Below are 17,633 nucleotides of genomic sequence, written 5' to 3'. Positions count from 1 at the left end.
ATCCGGGCGGCCGTGCTCCGCGTGGACGGATCGGGTCCGTTCGGGTCAGCCGCAGTTGCCCCACGTGGAGCGTCCGCCGATGGCGCGGGCGCCGCTGGGGGCCTCGATGACGGCCGAGTACTTCACGCAGGCGCCCTTGGCGCTGGCGTAGACCGGGCCGCCGTAGTACTTGACGGTCTCACTCACGCCGTAGCTGCTACCGCCCTGGACGGTGAGCGTGACGTTGGTCCAGGTGCTGGTGCCGACGTAGTTGCTCTTGACGACCGTCACGCAGTTCTTGCCGGTGCTGCTGTTGTAGGTGAGGTACACCGTTCCCCAGACCTTGGTGTAGTTGTGCATCTCGCTCTGGTGAACGACCTTGTAGCCGTCGCCGCAGTAGACGTCCGCGCTGGCGGCCGTCGGGATCGCCATGAGGGAGGTGGCGGCGACGAGGGTGAACGCGGCGGCCGTGAGGGTCTTCCTGAGCACAGGCATCCTTCAATCTGCTGGCGTTTCGGTCATGATCTAACTCCCTTTTTTTACCATATGTTCGAATGTCTCAAGATCCATAAGCGGCGGTGGAGGGGCAGAACTCGGCGGCCAGGGCGTCGTTGAAGACGCTCAGGGGCGCCCAGTCGCCGTTGACCTGCGTGGTGAGGCGGTGCTTGCCGTCGCGCGTGCCCATGCTGTAGCTCCACGATCCGTACGTGGCGCCGCCGTTGCCCCACACGCTGGTGCCGCAGGGCAGCTTCTGTTCGAAAACGCCCAGGCCGTACCGGGTGTCGGGGATCCAGCCCGCCCCCTCGGTGGAGACGGTCGTGAGCATCTCGCGCAACTGCGCGCCCGGCAGGACGCGCCCGCCGAACAGGGCGGCGAAGAACCGGTTGAGGTCGGTGGTGGTGGAGATGAGGCCGCCGGCGGCCCAGGCGAAGGACTGGTTCATCCGGGTGGCGTCGTGGACGGTCGGCTGGGGGTCGCGGGAGAACAGGATGGAGTAGTGCACGGGGTGCGGGCCCCGGATCCCGGGGTCGGCGCCGGGCAGGGAGGTGCCGTTCAGCCGCAGGGGGCGGATGACGGTCCGGTTGAGTTCCTGCTCGAACGTCCGGCCCGTCGCCTTCTCGACGATCATCGCGGCCAGGATGTAGTTGGTGTTGGAGTACTTGAAACGCCGGCCCGGCTCGCCGGTGGGCGGGTGGGCCAGGGCGATCTTCACCAGCTGCTCGGGGGTGTAGGTGTCGAAGCGGTGCTTGAACCACTCGGCGCCGCCGCCCGTGCCGAAGAACTTCTCGTCGTCGGTGTAGGCGAAGATGCCGCTGGTCTGGTTGAGCAGCTGCCGGATGGTGATCTCGCCCGGCTCGTAGGCGCTGCCGTCGAACAGGCCGGGCAGGTGCCTGTCCAGGGTGTCGTCGAGGCTCAGCTTCCCCTCGGCCGCGAGCTTGAGCACCACGGTGGCGGTGAACGCCTTGGAGGCGCTGCCGATGCGGAACCGCTCGTTCTGCCGGCGCTCGCGTCCGGTCCCGGTGTCGGACACGCCCGCCGAGCCGAACCAGGAGCGGCGGCCGTCGCGGACGTCGGCGACCATGCCGGGGGCGAGCCTGGCGGCCACCGTCCGGTCGAGCACCTGCTGCACCCCGGCATGCCCGGGAGCGGGGGACGCGGCGGCGGGCAGGGCCGTGGCGGCCAGGGTCGCGGCGGTGAGCACCGCCGCTTTTGCGGACTGGGATGCGGTCACGTCGGTTCCTTGTCTAGGGGTGGGCGGCGCGATTCCTGACGTTCGCGACAATGGAAAAGCTAACTTGCATTCGCTAAATCGTCAACGAAAAACTGCCTGTTCATTAGGTATTCAGTGGTAATTGCAATGGCATGATGATGAACGCAAGTCGGTTGAGTTGCAATGAGATGGCGGCGAATGCAAGACTGCAGCCGTCCGTTGCGCGTACGACCAGGAAGGCGCCGCCGATGCCCGGAGGCAGGCTGACCCACCAGGACCGCCGGCAGATCGCCGAGGGGCTGGCCGAAGGGCTGACCCAGACCGAGATCGCCGCCCGCCTCAACCGGCCGCTGTCCACCGTCACGCGCGAGGTGGCCCGCAACGGCGGCCCCGACGGCTACCAGGCCGACCAGGCGCACCAGGCCACCCGCGACCGGGCCCGCAGGCGTCCGGCGGCCTCCGGGACGCGCGACCGCAAGGCGGTCACCGATCTGGAGGAGGAGTTCACCACGGTGATGATCGGCACCGGGTTGTCGCGGATGACCGCCCGCGTCCTGGCCAGCCTCTACCTCACCGACAGCGGCAGCCTCACCGCGGCCGAGCTCACCCGCAGGCTCCAGGTCAGCCCCGCCTCGGTCTCCAAGGCGATCGGCGAGCTCGAACGGCAGGAGCTGATCCGGCGCGAACGCGACCCGCGCCGGCGGCGCGACCGTTACGTCATCGACGCCGACGCCTGGTTCCGCGGCTGGACGGCCAGCGCCCGCCAGAACGCGCTGCTGGCCGACGTCGCCCGCCAAGGCGCGGCGATGCTCGGAGCCGCCTCGCCCGCCGCGACCCGGCTGCAGGACATCGGCGACTTCTTCGACCACGTCGGCCACGCCATGCTGCGGGCGGCCGAGGAGTGGCGGCAGGCGTACGCCGCCAAGCAGGCGTCCGGCCGGGGCTGAGCGGCGGCCGCGCCGGGGTGACGGCGGTGCCGGTGTCCGTGGCCGGGATCCGCCGACGTTCGCGCCGGGGTGACGGCGGTGCCGGTGTCCGTGGACAGGATCCGCTGACGTCCGCGCCGGGCTCGACCCCGCGTTCGCGGCTGCGCTGATCGAGCCGGCCCGGCCGGGTCGCGCGGACGCCCGCCCGGAAGCGGCTCCTGGCGCCGAGCAGCGTGCTGACTTCACCGACCACCCGCGTGACCGTCCGGGTGGACGCTCCCAGCGTGCGGCGATCGCCGAGTCCTCGGCGCCGACGGCCGGGTGCAGGGCGAGGATCTCGGGCCCGGCCTGTTCGCTCCCTTCCGCGATGCGCCGGGCCGGCCGGGTCGCCATCTCGTCCCGCCCGAAGAACTCGACGTCGCGGTGGTGACTCCCATGGCCGCCGCCGCGTCGGTGAGGGGCTCGGTGCGCTCCAGCATGCGGTGGGGGCGGCACGGATCAGGCGTGCGGGCTGCGAAGCGCGAGCACGGCAGGGGCCCGTCTCGTTCCTGCGCGCGCCAGGCTCGCCTCCCTCGACGGGAGCGCGAGCCTGGCCTGGCTCGAAGTCCGCGACCTCAGGGTCCTACGTCGCGCGGCCCGGGGCGGGCATCGCCGCGGCTGCCGCTCTTCCGGCCGGGTCAGTTCTTGCGGATGCGCCAGTCCTGCTCAGGGGCGTTGCCCCCGTAGCAGCGCCACTGAATGGCGATGGCTCCCTTGGCCTTGCTGCCCTCGCCGATCGCCAGGCATCGGCCGGAGGCCAGATTCCTGATTCGCGCGGCCTTCGTCCGCCAGACCTGCTCCGGCGCCTTGCCCCGGTAACACGGCCACTGAATGGCCCGCTTGCCTTCCCTGGTGGTTCCATGGGCGATCGCCATGCATTGCCCGGACACCGCGTTCCGGAAATTCACGCCGCCCTCGGAATCCTTGACGACGTACCAGCGCTGGCGCCTGGAACCGTCGCAGGGCCACTGGATGATCGGGGCGCCGTTCTTCCTCACTTCGGTCGCGGCCACGGTGAGACACTGGCCGGACGCGCCGTTGACGAGCTTCACCCCCTTCACGGACGCGGCGTGAGCGGGAGAGGGAAGCAGAACGGCTCCCGCGACGACGGTTAGCGCTAACGCGCGAAGACGAGACATGTCATCCTCCATCTTCTTGATCAAGAATGAGGGAGACAGTCTAGTGTGATCATCCTGAGCCTGCCGAGCGATTATTCGCGTCCCGACCAGGGCGCCGAAGCCGCGCTTCGCCACCGAGCAGGAGGACAGGAACCAGCGCGGCGGCGTCTTCGCCGGGCCGGTCAGGACGTCTCTTGCCGGGCCTGGTTCGCCTTCGTGTTGGACTGCCGCATCAGCAGATCGGTCGCCAGTTCCACCTCCACCTCGACCCGCCGCAACGCCCGCAGCGCGTCGCCCAGGTCGGTGAGGTCTTCGCCCAGGGCCGCGGCGGCGTCCCGTACGGGGCGGAGAACGTCGGGGATGCTCTGGCGGTGCTCGTCCATGATGTGACGGTATGACACCGGTGGCCGGGTCGTCACCAGCGACCTCGGCCCCGGTCGTCAGCGCATCGCGCTCAGGGCACGTTCGATCTTCTCGCTTGGATAGGGCGTCGTCCTGCTGGTGCCCCACAGGTGCCAGTGGAAGTCGTTCACGGCCGCCGCCACGGGAGCGTACCGGCGGATCATCGCGGCCACGGCCGGGGGCGCGCCGGCGGGGTCCGCGCCCTCGGCGCACGCGCGGATGTACGCGTTGCGCTCCTCGACGGCGCCGCTCGGCGACCGCACCCCGCAGACGTCGGTGACCAGCCAGTTGACCAGCCGCGCCAGCGCGTACGCGGTGTCGTGGGTGCGGTTGCGCTCCAGGAACTCGATCTCCGGTTTGGCCAGGTCGAACCGGGAGGAGGTCGCCAGCCCCAGGTCGGCGAGGTAGAGGCGTTCGCCGTCGGTCAGGATGTTGCCGAAGTGGCCGTCGAAGTGCATCAGGTGCCGGCCGTTCATGAACGCCACGTCGCGCGGCAGGCACGACTCCAGCATGGCGGCCGCCGCCGTCGCCGCCTCCTGGCCGGCGGCGACCTGCGCGGCGAGCCAGTGGTTCAGGTCGTGGGGGATGAACTCCTGGAACAGCACGATGCCGGCCGAGGCGCGGGCGAGGGCGTGCAGGCGCTCCCGTACCGCGGGCGACCCGTCCCAGTACTCCACGGCCGCCTCGACGTCGGCGTGCTCGGCGGTCGGCGGCGGCGCGCCCGGCAGCACCCGCCAGTGGTACAGCAGCGGGAAGGCGGCGCTGTGCCCGGCCAGCACCCAGCCGGTCGTCATGGCGGCGGCGGCGAGCTCCCGCCACGCGCCGAAGCCGGGCGTGCCGATGGCGGCGACCCCGTACTGGCAGAACGGCGGCAGCCCGAACAGGTTCGCGGTGGACATCACGTTGGCCGGCCGGCGTTCCAGGTCGGTCAGCGGGATGCGCTTGGCGAAGACCGGCACGCCCTCGACGTCCAGCAGCACCGACGTGCCGCCGATGCCCGCGCCCAGAACCCGCGCCTGCTCCAGAGCCTGGCCGAGCTGCCGGTCGCTGTGCAACGCCAGCGCGCTCGCGACGTCGCCGTATCTTCGGGCCCGCTCGCCCCGGGACATGTCCATGCGCGTGTCTGGCAGTTCCACCGCCGGGCCCCCTTGATCGACTTCGTGGGGCAGACCCTACCCGGCGGAGGACGGCCGCGCGGTGCCGGATCCGGGGCGTCGCTCCCGGTGCCTGGCCAGCAGCTGCCCGCCGACGTCGACATAACCGGCGAACAACCCGATCACGTCCTGCAGCCGTTCCTGCGCGGGCCCGGCGTTCACCAGGGCCTCGCCCTCGCGCAGGGCGGCGATCAGGGTCCTGGCCCGTGTCTGGCTGGCCTCCAGCAGCGACTCGATCCCCCCGGTGGCCTCCACCAGGAGCCGCCGGCTGCCGGGCTGCGGGATCACCTTGGCCAGCCCCCAGGAGTCGAGCTGCCGTACCGCGGTGCTCACCGCCCCCTTGCTCAGCTCCAGCTCGGCGGCGATGGTGTCGAGCGAGATCGGCTCCTCGGTGAGGAGCAGCAGCCCGTAGACGCGCCCGGTCGCGTGCGGCAGGTTCCATGAGGCCAGCAGGTCGCCCACCGAGGTGACGAAGGTGTGCCGCGCGCTCATCGCCGCGCCCGCCCCGGCGCCGGGAGCGCGCACAGGAACGCGTCGATCGCCTCGTTGACCGCCTGCGGGTCGTCCTGGTTGGCGATGTGGCCCGCTCCGGGGACGACGACCTCCTCGACGCCTTCGGCGCGGGCCCAGCCGGGCATGGCCGAGGCGATGTCGCCGGTGGTGTCCCGCTCGCCGCGGATCAGGCACAGGGGGACCGGCGTGCGGTAGCCGGGGTCGGGGGAGAGGAACTCGACGGTGGCCCGCCACACCTGCACGAACTCCTTCTTCGGCACCTGGCCGAAGGCCCGCCGGGCGTCGTCCCTGGCGGCCCGGGTGGTCGCGGAGGCGTCGGCCATCAGCCGCGGAAGCCTTCTGGCGGGGATCATCGTCAGCATCGGCGCGGCCGCCCTCAGCAGCAGGCGGTCCCGCCAGGACAACGGCGCCGTGTTCGGCGTGGCGCCGATGACGACCAGGGCGCGGGCGAGGCCGGGATGCCGCCGCACGACGGCCTGGCTGAGGTTGCCGCCGAGGGATTGCCCCACGAGCACCGGCCGGTCCAGCGCCAGGTGCTCGACCAGCGCGCACAGGTCGGCGATCGCCTGCTCGGCGGTGAAGCGCCCGCCGGCCGGGCGGGAGAGGCCGTGGCCGCGCAGGTCCCAGGTGACCACGCGGTACCCCCGGGCCCGCAGGTGGCGGGCCTGGGCGTCGAACATCACGTGGTCGGCCCCGGCGCCGTGCGAGAACACCACCGGCACGCCGCCGCCCCCGCTGTCGGCGTAACGCAGGTCGCAACCCCGCAGGGAGAGGACGGACGGTAGATTCACCATATTCTGAATATAGCGAACGTCAGGCGGGGCGGGCGACGTACAGGATGCGGTCGTGGGCCTCCTCGTCGGCCGGGTCGCGCACCGAGGTGCCCACCAGACCGTGCGCGGCCACCACGCGCAGCCCGGCCAGCTCGGCGGCCCGGCGTACCGTGCGGTCGGAGTGGTGGCGCTGCACGTGCCGCATCGACAGCCGCTGCCAGCCCGTGCCGGCCCGTTCGAACAGGTCGAACTGGGTGATCACCATCTCGTCGGCCTCGATCCGCGGCGAGTGCGCGAACCAGGCCACGTACCGGTCACCGCGGTCGGCGACCACCGGGACGCCGAACGTGCGCCGGTAGTAGCCGATGGTGTTCAGGTCGAAGACCACCAGCCCGCCCGGGCCGAGCCGGTCGCGCGCCGCCGCCAGCGCCTGCCGCAGCTGGCCGGCGCTCGTCAGGTACGTCAGGGGCACGTCCACGCAGGCGACCACGTCGAAGCCGGACAGTTCCGGCGGAGGGCGCAGGAGTGATCCGACCAGGAACGGGATGCCGTCGGCGCCCGGCCGCCGCCGCGCGGCCGCCACCATCGCCGGGGACAGGTCGTAGCCGGTCACCGCGAATCCCCGCTTGCTGAAGGCCGTGCTGCTGCGGCCGGTGCCGCAACCGGCGTCCAGCAGCCGCCGCCCCCCGTTGCCGTGCCGCTCCACGGCCTCGGCGAAGCGGTCCACCAGCGCCTCGGTGTCCATCTGCGCGTTCAGCTCGTCGTAGCGGGCGGCGACGCCTTCGTAGGCCGCCAGGGTCTCCTCGACATGCGACATGCGTGCCTCCTGAACGGCCGGCGGGCCGGGTGACCGCGCCGGGCCCTCGGCCCGGCGCGGCCGCTCGGACTCGGTTACCAGATGTACCAGGCCTGCCGGTTGACCCGGCGGCCGGTGACGCGGCGCAGCAGCTTCCTCATGGGAGATCACCTCCTTCCTCGACGAACCGCTGGTGGTCAGGTCTGGCGTGGCGTGCGGCGCAGCTGGAAGGACGGCGGCGTGATGATGCCCTCGACGTGCGGCCGCCCGGCGCCGCCGCGCACCTCCAGGCGGGCGCCGTCGGTCAGGGCGGCCAGCAGGTCGGTGGCCAGCGCCTGGGCGACGCCCGCTCCGGCGCAGGTGAACGGGCCGCCGCCGAAGGGCAGGTAGGGGCCGCGCGGCTCGGGACCGTCCCAGCGGCCGGGGCGGAACGTGGTGGCCTGCGGCCAGTGCCGCTCGTCGCGGTGGAGCAGATAGGGGCAGACGGACACGCTGTCGCCCGGCTCCAGCGGCACGCCGCCGACCTGGTGGGCCCTGCGTACCGGGCGGCCGAGCAGCCAGGCCACCGGCCACAGCCGCAGCGACTCGCGGACGGCCGACTCGGGCGGCACGGCGGCCAGGTCGACGCCGTGGGCCGCCGCCGACAGCAGCGCCCAGGCCACCGCGTGGCCCACCGGCGCGATCGAGGTGCGGAAGAGCAGCAGGTACACCTGCGCCACGTGCTCGTGGGGCGTCCCGGGCGGGGTGGCGCCCAGGACGGCGTCCAGCAGGTCGCCGGGCCGCGCCTCACTCCCCGGTTCGCTCCGCCGGGCGCGGGCCTCGGCGGCGAGCGTCCGCACCACGCGGGCCCACAGGGCGCGCCGCGACAACCGCGCGAGCCGGCCGGCGGGACGGATCAGCACCTCGCGCCGCACGACGTACGCCATCAGCTCCCGCAGGGCGGGCGGGCTGTCCGGCCGCAGCAGGGCGTCGGCCAGGAACCGGTGCACGGCGGCCCGCCCGGCCGACGGCCACTCGCTGACCTCGCCCAGCTCCGCCACGACGGCGGGCAGCCGCTCGCGCCGGGCGGCCACGTGGGCGCGCAACGTCGTGCGGGCCGCCCGGCCGATCGCCACCTGCGTCGCCCGCGGCCCGAGCAGCCCGCCGCCGACGTGGAAGAACCCGGACACGTCGTCGTAGTCGCCCGCCTCGTCGTGCAGGATGCGCAGGGCCTGCACCGGGTCGGCCACGCAGAGCGACCCGTCGTCGGGCAGGCGGAACACCGGCCCGCGCGCGGCCGCCGCCCGCTCCACGAACCCCAGCGGATCGCGGCGGTAGTGCCGCGCCGCGCCGCGCGGCCACGGCCGCCCCTGTCCGGGCACGACCCGATCCGGTTTCCCGACCGTCGTCATCCCACCTGCCCCATGCCATCCGTGAATCGGGTGTACACGCAGGCGGCGCAGGTGCGCCCCCCAGGAGAACGGTGCCGCACGGCCACGACGGGCCGGGCGCCACGAAAACCAGGAACAGCGGCAGTGTATAGGCCGGGTCCCGGCACGCCGGTGGCCGAGTGATCAATGGGATCAGCGTGATCACATTGACCAATGTCACCGGCGTGCCGGGCCCGGGCGCTCTCAGGCGGCCTGGTCGCGCAGGCTGTTGATCAGGCCGGCCGCGGTGGGGGCGTCACGGCAGGACACCAGGAAGTCGGTGCCGTCGGCCAGGCGCAGGGCCAGCGCGGGCCCGGGCAGCAGCAACATGCCCGCCCCGGCGCCGTGCAGGGCTCCGTTCAGCAGCCACCGATCCGCCGGGACGTCGACCGCGTCGGCCCGGCGCACGCTGCCGACCGCGACCTCCCGGCTGATCGGGCCGAGCGCGACGGTCACCGCGCGCTCGTCGATGGCCAGCCGGTAGGAGCGCATCGGCAGCAGCACCACGGCGACGACCACGACGGCGGCCCCGGCCCAGCCCGCGGGGCCGACGGTGAGGACCAGCGCCGCCGTCATGGCCGCCCCGGTCAGCGTGAGAGCGGCCACGCCCAGGTCGACGGCCCGGATGACGCGCCGTTCCTGCCAGGAGACCTTCTCCTGGCCGCGCAGCGGCAGCCGGGGAGCGTCGGGGGCGGGGGCGCCGGTGGCCCGGCCGGCGGGGGTGCGGCGGCCGGCCAGCAGGAAGGCGGCGAACGCGCCGGCGAGCGTGGCCACGGGGACGAGCACGCCCATCACCGCCGGCGAGGGCGCAGCCGCCTGGGCCGCGGTGGGGGCGTCGAGTGCCGCGTGCAGGATGACCAGCAGGGACGTGGCCGGCGCGACGGCGATCGTGACGACCGCGACCAGGATCGCCGTCCGGATCGCATGGGCGCGCGAGGCCGGCGCGCGACCGGCCAGGACGAACCCGGCCAGCCCGGCCAGCCAGACGGCCGCCGGGACGCCGAGCAGCAGGGTGGACAACTGCTCGACCGTGACGGTGGAGCCGTGGGCCGCGCCGCTCCGGCCGGGTAACGCGGCGGGCAGCCGCTGACGCCAGGCGAGCACGGTCAGCACGGCGCCGCCCAGAACCGTCGCGGGCAGGGCGACCGCGCCCGTCAGCCGTCGGACCTTACCGATCATGTGAATTCCTTCCCCACCAGCGACATCAGTTCGTCGCGGTTCAGGCCCGCGCGGCGGGCCACGGTGACAAGGTGCCGGACGGTCTGCACGAGCTGTGCCCGCTCGCGCGGGTTCGTCCTGGTGACGGTGGCGCCGCGGCCGGGACGCAGCTCGATCAGTCCTTCGTCGCGCAGGTCGGCGTAGGCGCGCAGCACGGTGTGCATGTTGACCTCCAGGGAGAAGGCCAGGTCGCGGCCGGAGGGCAGCCGGTCGCCGGGGGTCAGCAGCCCGTCGGCGATGCCGCGGCGGACGCATCCGGCGATCTGCTCGCTCAACGGCGTGCTGCTGCTCGGGTCGACGCGATAGAGCATGTTCTAATCCTGATAGAACAATGCGAGTTTCACGAGCCCGATCCGCCCGGCGCGCGGATCGGGGGAGAGGGCCTTCCCGGCTCAGATCCAGCCGAGCTTGGCGGCGCGGACGCCCGCCTGGAAGCGGCTGTCGGCGCCGAGCTGGGCGGTCAGCTCGGCCACGACCCTGGTCACCGTACGGTTCGAGACGCCCAGGGCACGGGCGATGGCGTCGTCCTTGGCGCCCGTGGCCAGCAGGCGCAGCACCGCCCGCTGCTGGTCGTTGAGCTCTTCGCCGTCGGCCGCCCTGGGCACGTCGCCCGGTTCGGAGGCGGTCATCCAGCAGTAGTCGAACAGCGCGGCGTAGGAGGCGACCAGCCCGCGTCCCTCGATGAGCATCGCACCCGCCATGAGGTCGCCGGGCATCACCTCGGCCACGGCCAGCTCGCGGTCCAGCATGATCAGCCGTACCGGGACGAACGGCATGGTGCGCACCTCGACCCCGCCCTCCAGCATGCCCTGGACGTGCTCGCGCATCGCCGGCTGGGCCAGCTGGCTCTGGGCGTGCATGATGCGCACCCGCACGCCGCGGGCCACCGCGCGCACGTCCTCGGCGCGGGAGTCCCGCAGCCGTTCCGGCTCCCAGGCGTGCGGCATGTGCATGCCCATGACCTCCTCGCGGGCCAGGTCCGTCGCCGCCCGCAGCTTCACCCGCAGGGCCTCCACGTTGGACCGGGGGAAGAACTCGACGCGGGCGTCCTGGGGGTCGCCGTCCAGGCGCAGGTAGTGCTCGGTGAGCTCCCTGGAGGCCGCCCGCTGCTCGGCGAGCATCCCGAGCAGCTCCTCGCCGCCGAGCAGCATGCGGTTGAGCGCCGCCATCGCGTCGACGGCGATCTCGGCGCCGGGGTTGAGCAGGCCGAGCCTGGTCAGCCGGTCGCGGGCCCGCTCAACCTCGGCGCCGCGCAGCCCCAGCCCGGCGGCCGCCGCGCCGAACGACTCCCGGTGCCGGCGCATCCGCGTGTACACCCGCCTGGCGGTGGCCTCGTCGCTCACGTCCCTCTCCTGTCCGCTTCCCGCCATGGCGGGAAGGGGAAGTCGTATCCGCTGTCGTCGCCGCTCTCCTTGCGGCAAGCTCAGAAAAGGGTACGGCGTGGTGAAACGGACCCCATACCCAACCCCTGTACGGCACTTCGGAGGACCTTATGATCACCCTTGTCCACAGCCTCGTCACCTACGGCATCCCCGAACTGAACACCGGGAGCTGCGCCACGTGCGTGGAGGCGGTGAAGCGGGAGCTGGCCCTGATCCCGGGGGTGGTGGGCGTGGACGTGAACCTGGCGGCCGGCCGGGTGAGCGTGCTCACGGAGGGCCCGGTCGAGGAGAGTTTCATCGTGGCGGCCATCGAGGACGCCGGCTGCGAGACCGACCGCCTGCCCGGCTGGCGTTCCTAGGGCGTGTTCGAGAACCCTGTCGCGTTGATCGCGCTGCACCGGGATGATCTCGGTGCAGCGCGTGGGGACTCAAGTGATGCGCGATTCGGGTGCCCCGCCTGGGGGCCGGCCGTCCCCGCTTCCGCCCGGATCGGGTGCGGGCCGCGCCTACTCGAAGTCGATCTGGGCGGTCGGGTGTGCGGCGGTGATCCGGTCGCGGACCGCCCCTGGGAACAGGTTGCCGTACAAGTTGGCCACCGCCAGATCGGGGAGCGTGTCGAAATCCGCCGGCAGGTCGTTGAGCTGATTGAACCTCAGGTCGACGATCCGCAGCCGACGAAACGTCCCGATCCCGGCGAAGTGCTCGGGCTTGAGCTTCAGGCGCTTGGTGTTCCGCTGCCACCGGCTGATCCGGAGCTCCTCCAGTCCGGGCAGCTCCATGGCGAACAGCTCCCGCAGGAAAACGTGCGACGGCAGGGGCGTGCCGGCGCGGCGGCTTTCTCCGCCGAAGCCGAGGACCCGCAGCGCGGGCAGGCGGCCGAGGTCGGGCAGCGGGTCGCGCAGCAGACCGAGGCTGTCGCCGAGGTCGAGCTCTTCGAGGCGGGTCAACCGCAGCAGGCTGTCGGGGACGGTGTCGAAGTAGTTGCCGCTCAGGTCGAGCCGGCGCAGGTTCGGGAAGGTGGTGACGGCCTCGGGGAAGGTCCGCAGGAAGTAATGGCTCCCGCCGGTCATGGACACCTCCTCGACGGCGGCCAGCCCGTGCGCGGTGTCGGGGAACACGACGTCGGTCCCGTCGGCGACCAGCTTGCGCAGCGCGACCAGGTCGCCGAAGGCGTCCGGCAGGACGAACCGCGTCACCTCCGGCAGGTTCCACTCCGACCCCGACTCCGTGTCGACGGAGACGGACAGGTAGGAGATGTCGAGTTCCTCCAGAGCGGTGAGCCGGCCGATGGCGGCCGGCAGGGTGAACTCGACCGTGTCCAGGTCCGGGTCCCGGTTGCCGGCGACGCACAGCACCCGGAGCGCGGCCAGGTCGCCGATCGATTCAGGCAGGGCGGTCAGCTCGCATCTGCGCACCGACAGGTGCTCCAGCCGGGTGAGCGTCCCGAGCGCCTCGGGCAGCTCGCCGATCGGGTTGCCGTCCAGGATCAGGGAACGAAGCCACGGCATCTGGAGCACCTCGGCGGGAAACTCCTTGAGGTTGCGACCGGTCAGGTCGAGGTGCTCCACCCGGTCGGCCCGGGCCCGGGACACGTCGGCTTCGGCCGACTCGGCCGCCGTCCGGGCTCCGGGCCGCAGGACCGGCAGCCCGGCCCGCAGCCGATCCAGGAACGCATCGATGTCCAGACAGCGGTCCTCCGCGTCGACGACCTCGGGCACGAACGCCTCGACGATGCCCGGCTTGGTGTAGTCGGCGTTCTTGGCGTCGCCGAAGTTGTCCACCCAGCGCCCGCCGACGGCGTGCACGTCCATGGCGTGATCGAAGTCGATCACCCAAGGGGTCTCGACGGTCCCGGTCCGTAGCCGGCCGTGGTTGTAACAGCCGTGGACGAGGTGCGTGAAGGCGCCGTCGTGGATGTAGATCTCGCAGTCGCCGGCCTCCAGGGTCTCGGCCTCGGTGCGACCGCCGACGTAGAGTCCGGGCTGGTCCTCATAGAGCGCGATCGGGCCGTTGACCGTCAGATCGCCGGTGATCACGATCAGCTCGACGTCGTCCTCGTCGTCCCCGCTTCGCAGGGCATTGACGGCGTCCAGGAAGTCCCCGTCGACCGCGAGATCGCCGTCGAAGAACAGCACGCTGACATGGTCGGACGACTCTCCTTCACTCTCGAACGCGGCGGACAGCGCGCCGCTCAGACGGGCGTCGGCGTCGGCGTAGGACAGGGAGGCGGGGGTGGCGGATGTCGACATGGCGACGAGCATAGGTCCGCGCTGTGACAGCCCTACGGGAAGTCCAGCTCCGTCGTGAGGCGCCGGCGGGGGCGGCCCGTCCGGACCGTTCAGGGCGGGCCGCCCCCGCCGGTCAGGGGGCGGCCACGACGGACTGCCTCTGGCGGCCCAGGCCGTCGATGCCGAGCTCCATCCGGTCGCCCGGCCGCAGGTAGACGGGCGGGTCGAAGCCCATGCCGACGCCCGCGGGCGTGCCGGTGTTGATCAGGTCGCCGGGTTCGAGCGCCATGAACCGGCTCAGGTATCGCACGACGAAGACGGGGTCGAACAACATGTGGGCCGTCGAGCCGGTCTGACGGCGCCGCCCGTTGACGTCGAGCCACATGCCCAGGCCGGACACCTCGCCCAGCTCGTCCGGCGTGACCAGCCAGGGGCCGCACGGGTTGAACGTCGGGGCCGACTTGCCCTTGACCCACTGGCCGCCGTGGCGCAGCTGGAAGTCGCGCTCGCTGACGTCGTTGACCAGCACGTACCCCGCGATCGCGGCGCGCGCCTCCTCGTCGCTCTCGAGGTAGTGGGCCCGGGCGCCGATCACGACGCCGAGCTCCACCTCCCAGTCGGTGGCCGAGGAGCCGCGCGGGATGTGCACGTCGTCGTCGGGCCCGACCAGCGTGTTCGGCGCCTTGGTGAACACGATCGGCTCGGCCGGCGGCTCCTGGCCCGACTCGGCGGCGTGGTCGGCGTAGTTGAGGCCGACGCACAGGATCTGGTGCGGACGGGCGATCGGCGCGCCGACGCGTTCACCGGCGAAGCGGCGGGCCGCGCCGGCGGCCACCCGGTCGGCGACCGTCGCGGCGAGCCCGTCCAGGCCGGCGGCGAAGAAGGAGCCGTCGAAGTCGGCGACCACGTCGGACACGTCGATGTAGGTCTCGTCGTCGATCGCGACGACCGGACGTTCGGCGCCGGCGGCGCCGATGCGCATGAGTCTCATGGGGAGGTCCAGATTCTGCTGTGGGGGCGGATCAGAGCTGCGCGCCGGCCGGGACGGTGACGGTCTTCCCGGACTGGATGGACTCGTAGGCGGCCTCGACGACGCGCATGGCGTACACGGTGTCGCCGGAGTCGATCAGCGGCGGGCGTCCCTCCACCAGGGCGCGCACGTAGTCGGTGACCTCGGTGATGACGGACTCGTAGTGCCAGCCGCCGGGGTGCCAGGCGTCGGGGCCGAAGGGCACGCCGGCGACCGCCTCGCCCTGGTAGTCGTGCTGGCCGCGGAAGATCTTGACCACCGGGGCGGACATCTGGTCCACCAGGATGCCCCCTTCGGTGCCGTAGAGCTCCAGGCGCTCGCTGTGGGGGACCTCCGACACGGAGGTGAAGCCGCACGAGAAGTGGGCGCCGCTGCGCATGCGGCCGTACACCTCGGCGGTGTCCTCGATCTCGTTGTCGAGCGGGAACACCTTCCTGGAGACGCCGGTCAGCTCCTCGAACTCGCCGAGCAGCCACTTGAGCAGGTAGAACGAGTGCGCGCCGGTGTCCATGACCAGGCCGCCGCCGAGCTTGTACTGGGTCCGCCAGTAGCCGGGCATCGACAGGTGGGCCTTCTCGTTGGAGCGCAGGTACGTCCTGGCGTGGATCACCTCGCCGATGGCGCCCTCGCTCAGCAGCCGGTGCACGGCCTGGTAGGCCGCGATGTACCGGCTGTTCTCCGCGACCATGAAGTGCACGCCGGCCTCGGCCGCCCGGCGCTGGATGGCCACCGACTGCTCGTACGTCGGCGCGACGGGCTTCTCCAGGATCAGGTGCTTGCCGGCGTCCAGCACCGCCATGGCGGCGTCGTGGTGCAGGTGGTGGGGGAGGATCAGGTCCACCACGTCGACCCGCGGGTCCTCGATCAGGTCCTGGAGCCCGGTGTAGGTCTTGGCGCCGAACTCGGCGGTGAAGGCCGACGCCGCCCCGGGGTCGACGTCGCAGCCGGCCACCAGGTCGACCACGTCGGACATGCGCTGGTAGGCCGCCGCGTGCGTCTTCGAGATCAGCCCGAGACCCGCGATGCCGACGCCCGGCTTCGACACTGACATGTGATTCTCCTGTAGAGATGTGACGAATGGATGGTTGGTGGGCGCCGGGCCTCAGCCCTTGAGGGAGCCGGCGAGCACGTCGGCGCCGTACCGGCGCTGGAGGAGGTAGTAGACGATCATCACCGGCAGCGCGACCATGATCGCGGCGGCGCAGGTGATCTGGTAGTTGCTGCCGTACTGCAGGCCGACGAAGAAGTTGAGCGCGGCGGGCACCATGCGCAGCTCCGGCTGGGAGATCATCACGACCGCGAGCAGCAGGTTGTTCCAGGTCCAGATGAACAGGATGGTGGCCAGGGCGAAGATCGGCGAGCTGGCCGTGGGCACGACCACCCGCCACAGCGTCTGCCACCGGTTCGACCCGTCCGTCCGCGCCGCCTCCAGCAGCTCGCGGGGGAAGGACGTGAAGAACGACGTCATCCAGTACGTGCCGAAGGCCATCGAGCCGCCGATGCACGGCAGCATCATCGACCAGTAGGTGTCGATGAGGTCGTAGGCCCTGAACTGGTAGTAGAGCGGGATGACGGTCGCCTCGTACGGCACGATCAGCCCGAGCACGAACAGCGGGAACAGCAGCGACGAGCCGCGGAACCGCATCGTCCCGAACGCGTAGCCGGTCAGGATCGAGAAGAAGACCGACACGCTCACCACCACCCCGGACAGCAGGACGCTGTTGAGCAGCGAGCGCCCGATGCCGGCGTCCGGGTTGTCCCAGGCGCTGACGAAGCTGTCCAGGGACCACCGGCTCGGCCAGGCCAGCCCGCTCACGGACGCGTCCGGCGGGTTGAAGGCGACGAGCGTCGTGGAGATGAAGGGGTAGATCGCGAAGGCCGCGAACAGGAGCAGGACCACGTAGGACATGGTGTTGCTGCGGCGGGAGACCATCGTGTTATTCCGATCTGACGAGCCGGTTGACCAGGCCGACGCCGATGAAGATGACCAGGGTGAGGAGCACGGCGATGGCCGCTCCCGGACCGATCTGCCCGTTGACGAAGACGTCGCGGTACATCATCAGCGACGGCGTGGTGGTGGCGTAGCCGGGGCCGCCCTGCGTCGCCATCAGGGGCAGGTCGAAGATGCGCAGGGACAGGGTGAGGGTCATCACCAGCGACACGCGCAGCTCGTGACGGATGCCGGGCAGGGTCACGGTGAAGAACTCGCGCACCGGCCCGGCGCCGTCGATGCGCGCGGCCTCGTACAGCTCCTTCGGGATGTGCTGCGTGCCGGACAGCAGCATGACCACGACGAAGCCGAACGTCGCCCACAACGCGACGACGCCCAGGGCCGGCAGCGCCAGGCCGGCGTCGCCGAGGAACGGCCGCACCAGGTCGGCGCCGAGGACGGCCTTGATGATCGCGTTGAGCGAGCCGTCCAGCGAGTAGAGCCAGCGCCAGGCGATCGCGACGACCGCCAGGGCGATCGTGTACGGCAGGAAGAACACGAACCGGAAGAAGCTCAGCCCGCGGATCCTGGTCCGCGCGATGATGCCGACGAGCAGCAGGGCGAGCGTCACCGGCAGCACGCAGCCGAAGACGACGAAGACGAGCGAGACCCGCAACGAGGTCCAGGTGTTCGGATCGGTCAGCACCTGGAGGTAGTTGTCGAGCCCGACCCACGTCTGCGGCGAGAGCCCGTCCCATTCGAGGAACGACAGGCGGACCGTGTCGGCGATGGGTACGAGGACGAACAGCGCGTAGAAGATGAATCCGGGCAGGATGAGCAGGTACGGCATCCCGCGGACCTCGCCCCGCCGGACTCCCCGCCGGACTCCCCGGCGGGGTCGCCTGCCGGCGGGCGTCGCCGGGCCGGCGTCTGTGGTGACCGTGACGGCCATGGTGCGATCCACTTCCCTACCCACCACCACGTCGATCACCTCGCCGAGCGCTGTCAGCATGATCACCGGGACC

General features: G+C 71.9%; 19 protein-coding genes. 2 read left to right on the top strand and 17 right to left on the bottom strand.

Annotated features, from left to right (window positions below; all coding sequences use genetic code 11):
* Positions 1-45: 45 nt before the first annotated feature.
* Together ACWEJ6_RS25445 and ACWEJ6_RS25440 are read right to left on the bottom strand one after the other, a co-directional pair.
* Entirely contained in the window at positions 46-468 is a 423-nt protein-coding gene (locus ACWEJ6_RS25445) for a spore-associated protein A (RefSeq protein WP_387680455.1), read from the bottom strand.
* A 70-nt stretch (positions 469-538) separates the two neighbouring features.
* Positions 539-1,711 (bottom strand): serine hydrolase domain-containing protein, encoded by a 1,173-nt coding sequence (locus tag ACWEJ6_RS25440; RefSeq protein WP_452426628.1) that lies wholly within the window; start codon positions 1,709-1,711, stop codon positions 539-541.
* A 227-nt stretch (positions 1,712-1,938) separates the two neighbouring features.
* Here ACWEJ6_RS25440 and ACWEJ6_RS25435 point away from each other — a divergent pair, with 227 nt between their 5' ends.
* Complete coding sequence (locus ACWEJ6_RS25435; RefSeq protein WP_387680449.1) at positions 1,939-2,637, top strand: GbsR/MarR family transcriptional regulator; 699 nt, start codon at positions 1,939-1,941, stop codon at positions 2,635-2,637.
* 656 nt (positions 2,638-3,293) lie between these two features.
* Here ACWEJ6_RS25435 and ACWEJ6_RS25430 read toward each other — a convergent pair.
* The 10 genes from ACWEJ6_RS25430 to ACWEJ6_RS25385 form a co-directional block, all read right to left on the bottom strand.
* Positions 3,294-3,818, bottom strand: coding sequence for an RICIN domain-containing protein (locus ACWEJ6_RS25430; protein ID WP_452426626.1), 525 nt, complete (start codon positions 3,816-3,818; stop codon positions 3,294-3,296).
* Positions 3,819-3,955: 137 nt separating this feature from the next.
* Entirely contained in the window at positions 3,956-4,156 is a 201-nt protein-coding gene (locus tag ACWEJ6_RS25425; protein ID WP_452426624.1) for a hypothetical protein, read from the bottom strand.
* Between the two features lie 57 nt (positions 4,157-4,213).
* Complete coding sequence (locus tag ACWEJ6_RS25420) at positions 4,214-5,311, bottom strand: serine/threonine protein phosphatase (protein WP_452426622.1); 1,098 nt, start codon at positions 5,309-5,311, stop codon at positions 4,214-4,216.
* A 36-nt stretch (positions 5,312-5,347) separates the two neighbouring features.
* On the bottom strand, positions 5,348-5,821 hold the full coding sequence (locus ACWEJ6_RS25415; protein ID WP_452426620.1) for a GbsR/MarR family transcriptional regulator: 474 nt from the start codon (positions 5,819-5,821) through the stop codon (positions 5,348-5,350).
* The gene (locus ACWEJ6_RS25410) at positions 5,818-6,636 is read right to left on the bottom strand and encodes an alpha/beta fold hydrolase (protein WP_452426618.1); all 819 of its coding nucleotides are present in this window, start codon (positions 6,634-6,636) and stop codon (positions 5,818-5,820) included. The genes ACWEJ6_RS25415 and ACWEJ6_RS25410 overlap by 4 nt, the downstream gene beginning before the upstream one ends.
* Before the next feature lie 19 nt (positions 6,637-6,655).
* Positions 6,656-7,432: a class I SAM-dependent DNA methyltransferase gene (locus ACWEJ6_RS25405; protein ID WP_452426616.1), complete on the bottom strand. Its 777-nt coding sequence runs from the start codon at positions 7,430-7,432 to the stop codon at positions 6,656-6,658.
* Between the two features lie 176 nt (positions 7,433-7,608).
* Positions 7,609-8,802 (bottom strand): cytochrome P450, encoded by a 1,194-nt coding sequence (locus tag ACWEJ6_RS25400; RefSeq protein WP_452426614.1) that lies wholly within the window; start codon positions 8,800-8,802, stop codon positions 7,609-7,611.
* A 222-nt stretch (positions 8,803-9,024) separates the two neighbouring features.
* Positions 9,025-9,999, bottom strand: a complete 975-nt coding sequence (locus ACWEJ6_RS25395) for a hypothetical protein (protein ID WP_452426612.1) — start codon at positions 9,997-9,999, stop codon at positions 9,025-9,027.
* A complete protein-coding gene (locus ACWEJ6_RS25390) occupies positions 9,996-10,349 on the bottom strand; it encodes a GntR family transcriptional regulator (RefSeq protein ID WP_452426610.1) in 354 nt (117 codons plus the stop codon). Before ACWEJ6_RS25390 ends, ACWEJ6_RS25395 begins: the two co-directional genes overlap by 4 nt.
* 81 nt (positions 10,350-10,430) lie before the next feature.
* On the bottom strand, positions 10,431-11,381 hold the full coding sequence (locus ACWEJ6_RS25385) for a helix-turn-helix transcriptional regulator (RefSeq protein ID WP_364341404.1): 951 nt from the start codon (positions 11,379-11,381) through the stop codon (positions 10,431-10,433).
* Positions 11,382-11,530: 149 nt separating this feature from the next.
* On the opposite strand from ACWEJ6_RS25385, the gene ACWEJ6_RS25380 reads away from it, so the two are divergent.
* A complete protein-coding gene (locus ACWEJ6_RS25380) occupies positions 11,531-11,779 on the top strand; it encodes a heavy-metal-associated domain-containing protein (RefSeq protein ID WP_452426607.1) in 249 nt (82 codons plus the stop codon).
* A 147-nt stretch (positions 11,780-11,926) separates the two neighbouring features.
* On the opposite strand, the gene ACWEJ6_RS25375 is transcribed toward ACWEJ6_RS25380, so the two are convergent.
* From ACWEJ6_RS25375 to ACWEJ6_RS25355, 5 genes are all read right to left on the bottom strand, one after another.
* The gene (locus tag ACWEJ6_RS25375; protein WP_452426605.1) at positions 11,927-13,669 is read right to left on the bottom strand and encodes a leucine-rich repeat domain-containing protein; all 1,743 of its coding nucleotides are present in this window, start codon (positions 13,667-13,669) and stop codon (positions 11,927-11,929) included.
* A 112-nt stretch (positions 13,670-13,781) separates the two neighbouring features.
* Positions 13,782-14,639, bottom strand: coding sequence for a fumarylacetoacetate hydrolase family protein (locus ACWEJ6_RS25370; protein WP_387680419.1), 858 nt, complete (start codon positions 14,637-14,639; stop codon positions 13,782-13,784).
* 31 nt (positions 14,640-14,670) lie between these two features.
* A complete protein-coding gene (locus ACWEJ6_RS25365; RefSeq protein WP_452426603.1) occupies positions 14,671-15,729 on the bottom strand; it encodes a Gfo/Idh/MocA family protein in 1,059 nt (352 codons plus the stop codon).
* Between the two features lie 51 nt (positions 15,730-15,780).
* Positions 15,781-16,611: a carbohydrate ABC transporter permease gene (locus ACWEJ6_RS25360; protein WP_387655910.1), complete on the bottom strand. Its 831-nt coding sequence runs from the start codon at positions 16,609-16,611 to the stop codon at positions 15,781-15,783.
* Between the two features lie 4 nt (positions 16,612-16,615).
* Positions 16,616-17,633: ABC transporter permease subunit (locus ACWEJ6_RS25355; RefSeq protein ID WP_452426600.1), on the bottom strand; the 1,018-nt coding region annotated here is incomplete at its 5' end.

It is taken from the genome of Nonomuraea sp. NPDC004702, from assembly GCF_053601695.1.
This window is presented reverse-complemented; position numbering and strand designations above follow the sequence as displayed.

Bases quoted from the DNA above. Each gene is read 5' to 3' on its own strand.
- ACWEJ6_RS25435 (WP_387680449.1), top strand. From the start codon at position 1,939: ATGCCCGGAGGCAGGCTGACCCACCAGGACCGCCGGCAGATCGCCGAG.
- ACWEJ6_RS25425 (WP_452426624.1), bottom strand. From the start codon at position 4,156: ATGGACGAGCACCGCCAGAGCATCCCCGACGTTCTCCGCCCCGTACGG.
- ACWEJ6_RS25415 (WP_452426620.1), bottom strand. From the start codon at position 5,821: ATGAGCGCGCGGCACACCTTCGTCACCTCGGTGGGCGACCTGCTGGCC.
- ACWEJ6_RS25410 (WP_452426618.1), bottom strand. From the start codon at position 6,636: ATGGTGAATCTACCGTCCGTCCTCTCCCTGCGGGGTTGCGACCTGCGT.
- ACWEJ6_RS25405 (WP_452426616.1), bottom strand. From the start codon at position 7,432: ATGTCGCATGTCGAGGAGACCCTGGCGGCCTACGAAGGCGTCGCCGCC.
- ACWEJ6_RS25400 (WP_452426614.1), bottom strand. From the start codon at position 8,802: ATGACGACGGTCGGGAAACCGGATCGGGTCGTGCCCGGACAGGGGCGG.
- ACWEJ6_RS25395 (WP_452426612.1), bottom strand. From the start codon at position 9,999: ATGATCGGTAAGGTCCGACGGCTGACGGGCGCGGTCGCCCTGCCCGCG.
- ACWEJ6_RS25390 (WP_452426610.1), bottom strand. From the start codon at position 10,349: ATGCTCTATCGCGTCGACCCGAGCAGCAGCACGCCGTTGAGCGAGCAG.
- ACWEJ6_RS25380 (WP_452426607.1), top strand. From the start codon at position 11,531: ATGATCACCCTTGTCCACAGCCTCGTCACCTACGGCATCCCCGAACTG.
- ACWEJ6_RS25375 (WP_452426605.1), bottom strand. From the start codon at position 13,669: ATGTCGACATCCGCCACCCCCGCCTCCCTGTCCTACGCCGACGCCGAC.
- ACWEJ6_RS25370 (WP_387680419.1), bottom strand. From the start codon at position 14,639: ATGAGACTCATGCGCATCGGCGCCGCCGGCGCCGAACGTCCGGTCGTC.
- ACWEJ6_RS25365 (WP_452426603.1), bottom strand. From the start codon at position 15,729: ATGTCAGTGTCGAAGCCGGGCGTCGGCATCGCGGGTCTCGGGCTGATC.
- ACWEJ6_RS25360 (WP_387655910.1), bottom strand. From the start codon at position 16,611: ATGGTCTCCCGCCGCAGCAACACCATGTCCTACGTGGTCCTGCTCCTG.